The organism is Acinetobacter sp. 1566109 (assembly GCF_000582255.1).
Classification (GTDB): Bacteria; Pseudomonadota; Gammaproteobacteria; order Pseudomonadales; family Moraxellaceae; genus Acinetobacter; species Acinetobacter nosocomialis.
Map to the genome: position 1 here is coordinate 1 of NZ_JEYB01000044.1, position 14127 is coordinate 14127.

15 protein-coding genes are annotated in these 14127 nt (G+C 36.5%); 11 read left to right on the forward strand and 4 right to left on the reverse strand.

Annotation, left to right across the window (positions count from 1 at the left end; genetic code table 11):
* The 6 genes from J582_RS19440 to J582_RS19465 form a co-directional block, all read left to right on the forward strand.
* Positions 1-470: spore coat protein U domain-containing protein (locus tag J582_RS19440; protein ID WP_032048432.1), on the forward strand; the 470-nt coding region annotated here is incomplete at its 5' end.
* A gap of 4 nt (positions 471-474) precedes the next feature.
* On the forward strand, positions 475-993 hold the full coding sequence (locus J582_RS19445; RefSeq protein WP_031983619.1) for a spore coat U domain-containing protein: 519 nt from the start codon (positions 475-477) through the stop codon (positions 991-993).
* Positions 987-1820 carry a Csu fimbrial biogenesis chaperone CsuC gene (gene csuC / locus J582_RS19450; protein WP_151781919.1) on the forward strand — a complete coding sequence of 278 codons (834 nt, stop codon included), beginning with the start codon at positions 987-989 and terminating at the stop codon, positions 1818-1820. Before J582_RS19445 ends, csuC begins: the two co-directional genes overlap by 7 nt.
* Positions 1817-4315, forward strand: coding sequence for a Csu fimbrial usher CsuD (gene csuD / locus J582_RS19455; protein ID WP_031983616.1), 2499 nt, complete (start codon positions 1817-1819; stop codon positions 4313-4315). Before csuC ends, csuD begins: the two co-directional genes overlap by 4 nt.
* Positions 4312-5331, forward strand: coding sequence for a Csu fimbrial tip adhesin CsuE (gene csuE, locus J582_RS19460; RefSeq protein ID WP_004886355.1), 1020 nt, complete (start codon positions 4312-4314; stop codon positions 5329-5331). The genes csuD and csuE overlap by 4 nt, the downstream gene beginning before the upstream one ends.
* Before the next feature lie 113 nt (positions 5332-5444).
* Positions 5445-5978: a hypothetical protein gene (locus J582_RS19465; protein ID WP_031983613.1), complete on the forward strand. Its 534-nt coding sequence runs from the start codon at positions 5445-5447 to the stop codon at positions 5976-5978.
* Positions 5979-6001: 23 nt separating this feature from the next.
* On the opposite strand, the gene J582_RS27110 is transcribed toward J582_RS19465, so the two are convergent.
* Both J582_RS27110 and J582_RS19470 read right to left on the reverse strand, forming a co-directional pair.
* On the reverse strand, positions 6002-6235 hold the full coding sequence (locus J582_RS27110; protein ID WP_031983612.1) for a hypothetical protein: 234 nt from the start codon (positions 6233-6235) through the stop codon (positions 6002-6004).
* Positions 6236-6593: 358 nt separating this feature from the next.
* A complete protein-coding gene (locus J582_RS19470) occupies positions 6594-7103 on the reverse strand; it encodes a GNAT family N-acetyltransferase (RefSeq protein WP_031983610.1) in 510 nt (169 codons plus the stop codon).
* Between the two features lie 210 nt (positions 7104-7313).
* Between J582_RS19470 and J582_RS19475 the strand changes: the two genes are divergently transcribed.
* Both J582_RS19475 and J582_RS19480 read left to right on the forward strand, forming a co-directional pair.
* Positions 7314-7556, forward strand: a complete 243-nt coding sequence (locus J582_RS19475; RefSeq protein ID WP_031983609.1) for a CPCC family cysteine-rich protein — start codon at positions 7314-7316, stop codon at positions 7554-7556.
* A gap of 822 nt (positions 7557-8378) precedes the next feature.
* Entirely contained in the window at positions 8379-8936 is a 558-nt protein-coding gene (locus tag J582_RS19480) for a TetR/AcrR family transcriptional regulator (RefSeq protein WP_002049267.1), read from the forward strand.
* A 36-nt stretch (positions 8937-8972) separates the two neighbouring features.
* On the opposite strand, the gene J582_RS19485 is transcribed toward J582_RS19480, so the two are convergent.
* Entirely contained in the window at positions 8973-9401 is a 429-nt protein-coding gene (locus J582_RS19485; protein WP_031983608.1) for a hypothetical protein, read from the reverse strand.
* 127 nt (positions 9402-9528) lie between these two features.
* Between J582_RS19485 and J582_RS19490 the strand changes: the two genes are divergently transcribed.
* The 3 genes from J582_RS19490 to J582_RS19500 all read left to right on the forward strand — a co-directional run bounded on the left by J582_RS19490 (position 9529) and on the right by J582_RS19500 (position 12465).
* On the forward strand, positions 9529-10422 hold the full coding sequence (locus J582_RS19490) for a DMT family transporter (RefSeq protein WP_031983605.1): 894 nt from the start codon (positions 9529-9531) through the stop codon (positions 10420-10422).
* A 78-nt stretch (positions 10423-10500) separates the two neighbouring features.
* Positions 10501-11568 carry a bifunctional DNA-binding transcriptional regulator/O6-methylguanine-DNA methyltransferase Ada gene (gene ada, locus J582_RS19495; protein ID WP_032048433.1) on the forward strand — a complete coding sequence of 356 codons (1068 nt, stop codon included), beginning with the start codon at positions 10501-10503 and terminating at the stop codon, positions 11566-11568.
* Positions 11569-11700: 132 nt separating this feature from the next.
* On the forward strand, positions 11701-12465 hold the full coding sequence (locus J582_RS19500; RefSeq protein ID WP_031983601.1) for an SDR family oxidoreductase: 765 nt from the start codon (positions 11701-11703) through the stop codon (positions 12463-12465).
* Positions 12466-12518: 53 nt separating this feature from the next.
* On the opposite strand, the gene J582_RS19505 is transcribed toward J582_RS19500, so the two are convergent.
* Positions 12519-14117 (reverse strand): bifunctional aspartate transaminase/aspartate 4-decarboxylase, encoded by a 1599-nt coding sequence (locus tag J582_RS19505; RefSeq protein ID WP_004700712.1) that lies wholly within the window; start codon positions 14115-14117, stop codon positions 12519-12521.
* Positions 14118-14127: the final 10 nt, after the last annotated feature.

Here is a 14127-nt window from a genome sequence, read left to right on the forward strand (position 1 = left end):
AATTAACAAGTCAAATTGAATTATTACCTTCTTGTTCTATCAATAATAAAGTTGTAGAAAATAATACAGCAAATTTAAATTTTGGATCTGTAGATTTTGGAGAAGCTACAACTGCTTTTAATGGGGTGTTGGAAGCAAGTTTAATAAATAACGGAAATTCCGGCTTGCAAATACAATGTGCTGGTATTTCAACTGTAAAAATAATATTTGGATCTGGAAATAATGATAGTAAAGTTCCTGTTTCATTCTCACAAAATTATTATCATGCATTAAGTAATGGTAAAGATTTTATTGCTTATAATTTACTCTATGGTTTAAATAAACAAGTCATTAGAGCAAATGATGTTTTTATACTTAATGATATGAATACTAAAAAGAATATTGATATTTTTGGTCAAGCTGTACATGATGGTAGTGGTATATCTAAAGGTGAATATAAAGATATAGTACCAATTACAATTGAGTTTTAAGAAAATGAAATTTTTTTATTTTAAGGCAATGTTGTTGCTATCTATGAGTCAACTTATATATGCAGCTGATCCTCAATTAAATTCGAGTTTTAAAGTTCAAGCTAAAATTGAAAATGGTTGTTCGATAGATAATATCGAACAAAAGATTGATTTTGGTCAATACTCGGCTTTATCAAAAGATAAAGTGGTTGCTAGTATTATAAATAGTAAAAGTTCTTGGAATATACGCTGTACAGAAAGTTTACCTGTAAGTATTTCTATAGATGGTGGTGAAAATCTACAAAATAATATAAGGCGAATGAGAAATAGCTCATCTTCTAATTATCTACCTTACAAATTATATAATTCGAGTAGTTTGGTTAGTGAATATGTGGTTGGTAATAAATATTTATTGCCTGCTACAAAACCTACAAACCGTCTAGCAAATTTTGAAATATATGGTGTCGTTGATTTAGAAAATAATAATGAATCACATGCGGCTGGAATTTATAAAGATACTGTTTCAATAATGATTACATGGTGATTTGTATGAACAATTCTGCATTTATTAAAAATGGCATTTTAAAATCTTTTTTATTTGCAAGTACATTATCACTTGTTACACCTGTGATGGCGCAAGCAACCTTCTTAATTTGGCCAATTTATCCAAAAATAGAAGCCAATGAAAAAGCAACCGCGGTTTGGCTCCAAAATACTGGCAAGACCGATGCGATGGTGCAAATTCGGGTGTTTAAATGGAGTCAAAATGGTTTAAAAGATGACTATAGCGAGCAATCAGAAATTATACCTAGCCCGCCTGTAGCTAAAATTAAAGCAGGCGAGAAGCATATGCTTCGTTTGACCAAAAGTGCCAATTTGCCAGATGGTAAAGAGCAGTCATATCGTTTGATTGTAGATGAGTTACCGATTCGCCTTTCTGATGGAAATGAACAAGATGCTTCTAAAGTAAGTTTCCAAATGCGTTATTCAATTCCGTTGTTTGCCTATGGAAAAGGTATAGGCAGTGGCTTAACTGAAGAGAGCCAAAAAGCGAATGCAAAAAATCCTTTAGCCAAACCTGTTTTACAGTGGTCAGTCCGCAACAATGACAAAGGCCAGTCTGAGCTATATTTAAAAAATAATGGACAGAAATTTGCTCGTCTTTCTGCGCTTAAAACATCAAAAACTGGTCATGATATTTCTTTAGGAAAAGCTGCTTTCGGCTATGTGTTATCGAATAGTACTGTGAAGTTTGCCATTGATAAGTCGACTGCAAATGAGTTGTCAAAAACCTCTAAAATTTATGGTGTTGATAGCTCTGGCATAAAACAAGAGTTGATCGAAATCAGCAAAATGGAGGATCCAACATGATCCTTCGGCATAATAATTTATGCAAAAGTATTTTGCTAATTTTGTTGTCGGGTGGTTGCTTAAATATTTCAAATATTGCTCTTGCTGGAGATTTACCTCCACCACCAAAAAATATTAATGAGATTAATCAACTTTTTAAATTGTATCTGGATTTAGTCGTAAACCAATATTCAATTCAGCAAGTTGTACCTGTTATTGTTAAAAATGATGAGTATTTTATACAAAAGAAGAAGTTGATTGATGAGTTGGAAATTCAAATCCCTCAAGAGTTATTGGCCAACAACCAGACTACTTTAACCAATCAAGATGTTTTAACTTTGGGATTTAGTGGCGATGCGAGTGACTGGATATCTTTAGATAAATTAAAAGATGTGAGCTATGAGTATCAATCATCAAATCAATATTTTAAGCTTAATTTTCCACCTGCTTGGATGCCGACTCAAGTTTTAGGTAAAGACTCATGGTATAAGCCTGTCGTTGCTCAGTCGGGTATAGGGCTGCTCAATAACTATGATTTTTATACGTATAGACCACATCAGGGTGGTTCAACCAGCAGTTTATTTACAGAGCAGCGCTTTTTCTCACCGCTCGGTGTAATTAAAAATTCTGGGGTCTATGTTAAAAATCAATTTAAAAATGAAGGTAATGCCGAGTCTTTAGACAATGACGGCTATCGTCGTTATGACACCTCTTGGCAATTCGATAATCAAAAGAACGCTACATCTTTTGTGCTTGGTGACATTATTACGGGTAGTAAAACGACTTGGGGAAGTTCTGTTCGTCTGGGCGGTTTTCAGGTACAAAGAAACTATTCAACCCGACCAGATTTAATTACCTATCCATTACCGCAGTTTATTGGGCAAGCCGCGTTACCCAGTACAGTCGATTTAATTATTAACGGGCAAAAGACCAGCTCAACAGAAGTACAGTCTGGGCCGTTTATTTTAAATAATGTTCCTTTTATTAACGGTAAAGGGGAAGCCGTAGTAGTCACGACCGATGCAGTCGGACGTCAGGTCACAACAGCAGTCCCGTTTTATATTTCTAATACTTTGCTAAAGCCTGGCTTATTTGACTACTCATTGTCTTTAGGGAAAATCCGTGAAGACTACGGACTTAAGAATTTTTCTTATGGGAAATTTGCAAGTGCAGCCGATGCCCGTTATGGGGTAAATGACTGGTTTACAGTAGAAGGGCGTACCGAGCTTTCTTCAGACTTACAGTTATTCGGTGCAGGGTCTGTACTCAAACTTGCAAACTTAGGTGTACTGAGTGCTTCTTTTAGCCAAAGTAAAGCCGATAAATCTATGTCTGAAGATCGGACGAAAGACTTGGAAGGGAAACAATATACGGTTGGGTACAGCTATAACCGCAATCGGTTTGGTTTTAGTATTAACCATAACCAGCGTGATGATGAATATACCGATCTTTCACGGCTGCAATATAGCAACTTAATTTCAGTGAATAGCAATAAAAGCCTAACCGCTAATACTTACTTTGCCACTAAAAACTCAGGCACCTTTGGCGTCGGTTATATCAATACTAAAGCAAATGACTTTAAAAACCGCTTCTTAAACTTGTCATGGGCACCTGTTTTACCGACTTATATGAATGGCGTGACTGTTTCTTTAAGTGCCAACCGTGACTTTATTGAAAAAGAGTGGAGTGCTGCATTTCAACTTTCGATACCGCTGTTTCAACGAAACGCAACTGTAAACTCGGGTTATGCATTTAATAAACAAGGCGATACCGGCTACATTAACTTTAACCGTTCTGTGCCATCCGAAGGTGGTTTCGGTGTCGATTTAACCCGACGTTATAATGAAAATAGTGAAGATTTAAATCAGGCACGAGTCAATTACCGCAACGGTTATATTAATACCGACTTTGGGATATCTGGAAACCATGACTATAACTATTGGTTTGGTCTATCCGGATCTCTCATTTATATGGCAGGAGAAGTATTTGCTTCAAACCGTTTAGGCGATTCTTTTGCATTGATTGATACCAACCAAGTACCGGATGTTTTGGTCAGATACGAAAACAGCCTAATTGGTCGTAGCAATAAAAAAGGCCACATTTTTGTGCCATCCGTTACGCCTTACTATTCGGGTAAATACAGCGTCGACCCAATCGACTTACCTTCAAACTTCACCATCACACAAGTTGAACAGCGTATTGCTGCCAAACGCGGTTCTGGCGTTGTGATTAAGTTCCCACTTCATCAGTCTATTGCTGCTAACGTTTATTTAACTCAAGCAGACGGTAAACCGATGCCTGTAGGTTCTGTCGTGCATAGAGCTGACCAAGAGTCGTCTTATGTGGGAATGGATGGCATTGTCTATTTAGAAAATTTAAAACCGAACAATACCGTAACTGTTCAACGTTCGGATCAGAGTATTTGTAAGGCAGATTTTTCTGTAGATGTAGAGCAAGCCAAGCAACAAATTGTGGTGGTTAAGCCTGTTACGTGTCATGAGGTATCTTTACCATGAATATAAAAACAAAAAAATTACTTAGTCATTTATGTATATTTTCTGGACTAATGCTAGCTGGAAATTTGGCTCATGCTGCATGTAATGTGAGTGCTTCTGGTTCATCTTCTATTTCGGTTCCGTCTATCTATTTAACAGAAAACGGTGAAAACTCTTCACAGTTTAATTCAGGTTTGTCATGCACGGGTTTTAGCTTGGCTTTGGCGAACATGACCTACCTAAAATATCGGGTTGAGCAAATGTCGAATTCATTTACCAATGCTCAAACCGGAGAAAAGCTCAATGCTGTTATTTTAGACAGTAACAATGAAATCATAAGCTTAGGCCAAGAAAAAGACATGAGTAGCTTTACGCTGGTCAATCTTTTTAGCGGACCAGATGGTAATTTACCTTTCTACATACGGCTTCCGGCTGGGCAAAGCGTATCACCTGGTGTTTATCAGGCTGATTCACCTTTAAAAGTAAAATGGTTTTATTCGGTACCGGGGGTTGCTATTGCTGGCATCGGGATCTTTTTTGAAAGCCCGGGGTTTAAACGTGGGGTATTAGGTATTGGTTTTAACTGGGGAACTGGCGCGGACTCCCTTGGTTCACTCTCAATTACTGTACTTCCAGACTGCCGAATTTTAGCTCAAGACGTAAACTTTGGTACGGCGGCGTTTGCTTCCAAGCTTGAACCTGTTCAGTCGTCTATGGGAATCCGTTGCTCGGTAAATACACCATATTATGTCAGTTTAAATAATGGACTTTCTCCTCAAAACGGTAACCAACGTGCTATGAAGTCGCAAACGGGAAATACGTATTTAAAATACGATATTTTTAAAAATTCATCGAATGACCGATGGGGCAGTGGTAACGAACGTTGGTCGAGTTTAAACGCAACGGTTAATCCGGGCGTGCATAACGGAGTAACCCAGCAGAGTTATGTGTTTACCACAAAAATTGTCGATGAAAATGCAGACACTGTACCAGCGGGAACGTATCAAGATACGGTTACGGTGCAAGTCGAGTTTTAAAAGTTATGTTGTATGAAAGATAAAAGCTCAGTTCATGGGCTTTTTGTCTTGAAAAATAGCTTACAATCAAATAATTATTTTAGGATTTAATTTTAGATTGATAAGGATCACCTATGTTAGTTATGTCTGATAAGCAGCAGCCTAAACATGTACTGACTAACATAGATTCATACATTCCTTTTTCTATTGAGTTCTCTAATAGTGGATTAGCTGATCTATACTGGCGATGTGGAAATGGAAAAACTTGTTTATTTGAACTAGGTTTAAGTAACACTGGCGAAGTAATTAATATTACTCTTGCATCAATAAATTCTAGTAACATTTTGAAAAAAAATAATAAATATAAAATTCCATTTCCTGTGGAAAATTTCCTACCTAAATTTGATGTTTCAGAGTGGAATATAATATCTGAGGATTATTCAAGCATATTTAGAGATGATTTTAATTATGAACTTCAATTAATTTTAGGTTTAGATTACTTAGTATTAAATTTCTTAAATATTGAAAAATCAGTATGTTACTTTAAAAATGAAGAATTATATTTGGGTTTTAACTCCAATAAGGAACTATCATCAATACAGTTAACTCATATTGCAGCTGAAGAAATAGAAATGATAAAAGAAATTTTTAAGGTAGATACAAACTAATTTGAGATATTCACAACATATAACTATTCAAGCTCTAATTGGTCATCATCTTTGGTAATTTTAATCTTTATCTTTTTATATTTTCGTTTATTTGGATCTAGCGCCGAGTTCATTACTTCATCTGCAAAAGGCGGGCATTGCATGAGCTTTGCATACACTCTATAGCCGATGCGTATTCGAGTAGGTGGGCAATCGGTTCTTTTTGAATAGTATTCAATGAGAGAGTTCAGTTCTTGTAATAAAGTTTGCTGGTCCATCATACATACTTAACAATTCGATAACTCAAGCATAATAGACTTAAGCGCTTAGTGGAATATGTATTTAAAATATCCAATTTGCTTAAGTTGTGATCTAGTTCGCTAAAAATACTATTTTATGTATCAAGTTTGTTTTTATATATAAGGTTGATGTTTTTTTAACCGAATTGTCATAATGAAAAGCTAAGTTAAGCCTATAACAAGAAAAGATGAAGATTGTTGCGAACAATAAAAGCAAGAAGCAATTTTCAAGTAAAGCTGGTCTGTTGTAATTAAGCTAATTCGAAAGAATTGGCTTTTTTGTTTTAACAAATTTTTCTTCTAAAAGCATTTAGATTTTTAAGCCATTTCTATGGGTTTAGTAATTGATAGGAATCTCATAGGTTACAATTTCATATTTAGGACCAGTAAACTTGGAAACTACTTTACCCCCTAAAGATTCAGCAATTTTTCGACTTGGGTGGTTTTCTTCGGCAACGGGATAAACAAATAATTCCGGCTTAACAAAGTCAATTGCCCACTTTGCTACCGCTGTAACAGCTTCTCTACCATAACCATGATGATGATAGTCTTCGCGTATCCATATACCTAACTCTGGGTTACTGGTTTGCATACGATGTAGACCTACAAGGCCTATAAATACTTGAGAAGATGCCTCTCTGATAACAAATATAATTTCAGTTCCAACAGCAAAGTTCTTTAGCCATTTACTCCAAGTTTGATCGAACTCATGTCTTGGTTGAGGGTACCAAGCCAAATAGCGTGTGAGTGTAGGGGTAATACAGCTGTATGTTTCATCCGCATCATTTGCTGTAAATGGTTTTAAGTTCAGCCTGTGAGTAGAAATTTTTATATCAGCCAAATTCATCATAATCCTTATAAAAATCAATTAAATTGTTATCAAAATATATTATTCATATTAGAGTTAAATAATAAATTAGACTCTCACCCATAATAGCTATAAAAGTTTTAGTTTTGAATGTTAAAAATAAAGACTACATTCATGAGTTATCCATAAAATACGCTTAAACCTACTAATGGTATAATTTATTGATATAGATAAAGATAGGAGAAAATAGTGTCTTACGCATGTCCATGCTGTGGTTATCTTACATTTGATGAATTACCCTATGGTTCGTTCGATATCTGTGCAGTCTGTTTTTGGGAAGATGACAATGTTCAGAATAAAGATCCTGATTATATGGGAGGAGCAAATGGTATTAGTTTAAATATGGCTAAGCAAAATTTTCAATTATTTGGAGCAATGAAAAAAGAATTTATACCATATACCCGTAAACCGCTTGAAGAAGAAATCCCCTGATAAATAAATATACTCATATAAATGGGATGGAGTAAACTTACATAGTTTACATCTCCTGTAATGAGCTTTTATTAATTTATTATTTATAAAATTAATATCTATATAGTTAATTGAATTTTTGATTATTTTATAAAATTTGAATCAATTTACTTGAAATCCTTAAAGAAGAAATAATAGACGTTTTATCTTATTTCAGTGTTTTATAAACCCCAATTTAACAATAAATTTTAATTATTTATCCTTACTTTTTAATGCTCTAATTTAAAGCAAATGTCATTTTGTATGCTTGACTGTAATAGGGTTGAGCACTATCCTTTGCCTGCTGGCCACATTGCCAGCCGGCTTTGACAGGCTGATTTAGACCACATCAGAATTATTCCTTCTGAGGAATAGTCCTGTGTGTAAGCTCCTCGTCTCCTCCCGTAGCGGTAGGACGGGAGAGGGACACCTTCGGGTGTGCTGGCGTCTAACCAGTCTGTCAACCTTCTCTCGTTCTGCCACCATAATCGTTTGACAGTGATTCGGTAGAACTTCTTTAGACATGAGGAGTCCTCTGTGCGTATTAATTCTTTTTTATTGGCTTTCGCCAAATTCTCTCTGCCCATACCGCTTAAAAAGTCTATAAAACGGTTCAATCGACTCTAGGTTTTCTACGCCTTAAGAATCGTTACGACTAAAAATCATAGCAACAATAAACCTGAGATAGGCGAGCACACCATTATTGTGCGGCTTTTGCATGTCTGTATTTAGCACTCAATTCAAGAGTGGGGGCATTTCTATCTCTTTTATATACAACAAAAAATTATTTTAATTGGTAAAATTATGCCACGTTATTTAGAAGCGCCCTCCAAAAAATTACACATTATTCGAACGGCTATACGTCTATTTACAACCTATGGATTTCATACCGCAGGCGTAGACCTGATTGCCAAAGAGTCCAACATTCCGAAAGCTACGCTTTACAATTACTTTCGCTCAAAAGCAGGCCTCATTGAAATATGCCTTTTACTTCAAAAAGACACACTCATGGAAAAAGTAAGAGAGGTGATAGAAACAACCCAATATTCCACGTTAACCGATAAACTCAGACAAATTTATCTTTTACATGCCGACTTAAATAGCGCTTATTACCTATTGTTTAAAGCAATTTTTGAAACTAAATCACTTTATCCTTATGCTTACCAAAGTGCCGTGCGTTATAGGCGTTGGCTAAAAAATGAGGTTTTCTGCCTCATGGTAGAAACTAAGAAAATGACTTCCTATGCAGAAGCAGAGATTTTGGTATTTATGATAGATGGGGCAATTTTAGGGCTTCTAACCTCAGACAGAGTTGAAGAACAAACCAAGTTGTTAGATTACTTTTTGGTGAGAGTCGCCTAAAAACTCAGAGCAACCCAAGCTATTGGGCTTGGGTTGTTAAATGCCTAATACGGTAATGCCATCATATTCGTTTTCGGCTTTCTCAAGAAATTTTGTAATTTCTATGATCATGTTAAGTGCTTGTGGTTTGAAAAAGTTAAAGTGAGTTGCAAACCATTCTGTTTCTTCTTCGAAAATGAGCTTTAATGCCTTATCGTATTTATCTAACTGATTTATAAATGAATGAAGCCTATATAAATCTTTTATAATATCTCTTATTTTTTTAGAGCTAATAAAAGTAGCTCCCCAATGAAAAAACTTTTCTTTATCTCGGTTAAATACATTTTCAACGAGTGAAAAAGCAATTTCATCAATAACTATAGAGTCTATACAATCTTTATTTCTATTTAGATCCAAAGGTATAATTTGAATATTTAAGGAACCTACTAAACCAGAAACGACTTTAACATCAAAATTAATTTTCATATTAAATAGATGAATAATTTAAATTTTATATTACTAAGTTTAAACGATTTATCTTAAAAAATTCTAATTGATTAGGTAAATATAAATTAGCCAAATAATTAAAGATATAAATTTATTGGAGAAATGTGTGAATGATCATGAGTTAAAAAGGAAAGTCGGCACACTTGAAATGATAGTAGCCATGCTACTTTCAGGGAGTATTGGTCTATTTGTAATTAAATCAGGTCAATCACCCATTAATATTGTATTTTTTCGCTGCCTTATTTCAGCACTATGCCTAATACCCATCTGTTTATTCTATGGTTATTTTAAAAAAGTATACTTTGGCGAAAAAGAATTATTTTTAATGGTGAGTTCAGGCCTACTGATTATTTTTAACTGGGTTCTACTGTTTGCCGCTTTTCCCAAAACCTCTATTTCTTTAGCAACGATTGTTTATCACGTAAACCCGTTTGTCATTTTATTTTTAGGAGCTTTAGTTTTTCATGAAAAGCTAAATAAAAATGATGTGTTATGGACCATAGTTGCTTTTGTAGGCTTAATTGTGATTATAGGTTTGGGCAGTGCCTCGGTGAATACGAATGAGTTAATTGGCTTAGGGCTGGTTTTAGTTGCCACTACACTGTATTCAATATCGGTTCTAATCACTAAAAAACTAACCAATACACCGCCGTTATTAATTGTGTTTATACAAACCTTAAGTGGAGCCATTGTTATGACTCCGTTTATTTCGGTTTTTACAAATCCACCGATAGGCCAACAATGGGTATTTGTACTTGGGTTAGGGGTTTTACACACAGCATTTCTTTACTATTTAATGTACTCTGCAATTAAGAAAATACCTTTAAATAACATTGCGATCTTATCTTTTATCTATCCTATATCGACCATAGTAATTGATTATTTCTTCTTTGATCATGTGCTGACCCATACTCAAATTTTAGGTGCAGCATTAATTTTATTGGGTGTGCTCGGAGTAAAGTTGCATTGGAATGTTTTTGCGTTGAAAAGATTAAAATAGCAATACCAAGAGTTTTGCTTATCAACAAAGTTGCGAAAATAAGTCATTAAATATTAAATTGCAATTGAGGTGAGCAAAATGAAAAATCAGTGGATAACAGACGAGGATAGATGGCAAGCAATTGTAGATCGAAATGCTGAAGCTGATGCATATTTTGTTTATGGCGTTAAAACCTCAGGGATGTACTGTCTACCGTCAAGTACAAAAAGGCTGCCTAAAAAAGAAAATGTAGTTTTCTTTGAAAGTGCCGCGCAAGCCGAGAAAAATGGTTATCGAGCTAGCCAAAAAATACAAAATAGACTCTCGAACGCACACGATCCAAAGCTTGTAGAAAAAATTGAGAAAGCTTGTAGATATATTGAGCTGCATGAGGAAAACCTGTCTTTATCAGACGTGGCAGATCATGTGGGAATGAGCGCATACCATTTTCATAGAGTTTTTAAGCAAATTACTGGTCTAACACCTAAAGGCTATGCCGATGCCCATAAAAGTAAAAAGCTAAGAGAAAACTTAAATGAAAATATCAGTGTGACTGATGCGATATTTAATGCAGGCTTTAATTCGAATAGTCAGTTTTATGAAAATTCAAATTCGCTATTAGGTATGACAGCGAAAGAATGGAAATCTGGCGGTAAAGGTGTACGTATTTTTTTCGCCATAGGTGAGTGCTCTTTAGGAGATATTTTAGTTGCTCAAAGTCAAAAAGGAATTTGTGCAATTTTGCTAGGCGATGACCCTGAAAAGCTTTTAAATGATTTACAAGATAAATTCCCAGAAGCCGATTTAATTGGGTGTGATGATGAGTTTGAGCAACTGATTGCGCATATTGTCGGGTTTATTGAAGCGCCACAAATCGGATTAGATTTACCGCTAGATATTCAAGGGACCGCATTTCAACAAAGAGTATGGCAAGCCTTGAAAGAAATTCCTGCGGGGCAGACGGCCAGTTATTCTGATATAGCCCAAAAAATAGGTTCACCTAAAGCAGTTCGGGCCGTTGCAGGGGCGTGTGCAGCAAACATGTTGGCGGTTGCTATTCCATGTCATCGTGTGGTTCGAAATGATGGTTTTATTTCGGGATATCGGTGGGGCGTGGAACGTAAACGTGCATTGTTAGAGAAAGAAGCAGAACTGGCAAGAAGCTAACTCTATAAAAGCGGGCTTAGCTTGCTGTTTTTATAGCGTTAATTTTTTCAAAACAGCAAGAATCAGAGAGTCTATTTTCTTCAGATTATTCAGAATATATCCATCAATTTAAACAAAGATGGAATTGTGAGTATGACCAGATTAAAAGACAAAGTAGCTATTATTACGGGTGCGAGTTCAGGTATAGGTTTAAGCGCGGCGTCCCTATTTGTAGCGGAAGGTGCAAAAGTTATTCTTGTTGCACGTCGTGAAAATATTTTAGAACAGCTTTGTAATAAACTGAATCAAGATGGAGTTGTTGCGCACTTTATCGCAGGGGATCTTAATGACCCGACAACCATGCAAAAAGCGATTGATACGGCCTTGCAATATTATGGACGGTTAGATATTGCGTTTAATAACGCAGGCCTATTGGGCGAATATCAACTGACTCACGACACAACCGATGAAAATTGGAATCACGTACTGCAAAGCAATTTAACCAGTGCGTTTCAGTCGGCTAGAGAGCAGCTTAAAGTCATGTTAAAGCAGGAATATGGCTCAATCCTGTTTACCGCATCTTTTGTGGGGCATCATATTGGGTTCCCGCAAATGGCGGCTTATGCTGCAAGCAAAGCTGGACTGATTGGTTTAACCAAAGTGATGGCCGCAGAATATGCAACAGCAGGTATTCGAGTAAACGCGCTTTTACCCGGTGGAACAAATACTTCAATGGGACAAGAGGCGACGTCTTCGCCAGAAGTGCTAGAGTTTATAAAAAGCATACATGCCGTGAAACGTTTAGCCGAGCCTGATGAAATTGCGAAAGCTGCACTTTTTCTAGTGAGTGATGATGCAAGCTTTATTACAGGAAGTGCTTTACTTGCCGATGGTGGCGTGACTATTTGTAAAAGTTAGCTAGAGAATTAATAGAAAAGTGAGGCTGCTAGAGCCTCACTTTTTATATGCAGTTATTTTCCTTTTTTGGTTTTTAAATATTCCGCATAAGCTTCATCTGCAAAGCGTCTTAGAGAATCACCAATAGCAGCATATTGATATTCATTTAGGTTAGCCAATGACGCACGGGCAGAAGGGTGCTGCACACCAAAACCAGAACCCGGTAATAAAACCACACCTGTTTCATCTGCTACTCTAAACAATAGCTCGGTCGGATTTTTATTTTTCATAACCCAGTCGGCAAACTCATCACCATAGAGAGTGCGTGAGGTGTTTTCAAGGTTAACAAGGGTGTAGTAGTCGACCGCATTTGGATCTGTTGGAACATCAACACCAAGTTGTCGATACAGTGCTGCATCGCGTTCACGTACAACAGACTTAACTGCTTTTTTATAGCTTTGGCGTGAATCCATCATATTAAAGAGTGCAAATAAAACCATTTGTACTTGCTGAGGAGTAGACAGGCCAGCCGTATGGTTTAAAGCAACATTACGGCTGTCTGCAACTAAACGGTCAATAAACTTAATACTTGATGGGTCAGTAGTTAAAGATGAATAGCGCTCTTCAAGCTCTTTCTTCTCTTTTTTCGATAAATTCGCAATTTGTTTATCAAGCACATTGTTATTTGAAAGTGCAATGACACCAAGTCGCCAACCAGTCGCACCAAAGTATTTAGAGAACGAGTAAACCAAAATGGTGTTATCAGGACAGATTGCAAAAAGTGATTTGAAGTTATCGGCAAACGTACCATAAACGTCATCAGTCAAAATAATCAGATCGGGGCGTTTTTTGACAATATCCGCCAAAATCGCAAGTCCTTCATCACTCATTTTGACCGATGGCGGGTTACTTGGGTTGACCAAGAAGAACGCCTTAATAGATGGATCTTCTAACTTTCGAAGTTCTGACTCTGGATATTGCCAACCGAGTTTAGGGTCAGCCTCAATGAGCACTTCTTCAAGCTGGTAGTCATTAAGTTTTGGAATTTCCAGATATGGCGTAAAAATGGGACTACCAATGGCAATGCGGTCGCCGTTTTTAATGATTTTATTTTCTTTGAGTGAGTTAAAGATATAGGCCATTGCGGCTGTTCCGCCTTCAACAGCAAACAAATCTAAATCTCTTTTTTGCATGCCTTGGACGCCCATTTCTCGTAAGACGTACTCTTTAATAATCGTTTCACTCACTCTGAGCATTCGGTCTGGCACTGGGTAGTTACAGCCTAAAATTCCTTCAACCATTTCAAGTAAAAACAGATCAGGGTCTAAGCCTAATTGGTCACGGACATAAGACACCGCTTTGCCTAAAAAGACCACACCGGGTTTATCGCGGTTTTCTAAAATGAAGTTATCAAAACGTGACTGGAGTCCAACAGGGCGAGGGAAACCACCTAAACCTTCTGGCATATATGAAAACGAAAACTCGGATTCGGTTGCCGAAAACAAACCCAGTTGAAAGAATGCTCGGCGTGGGATAGTCGCAAGAAAGTTCGGATTACCACGCCCAGCATTTAACATCATGCGGTCAGTTCGGCTTTGAGCTAATTCTATTAAATTATCTTTCAGTTCAAATGGACTGAGTTTTGCATATTTAGAATAATCGACTTTCCCCATGGGACGTCTC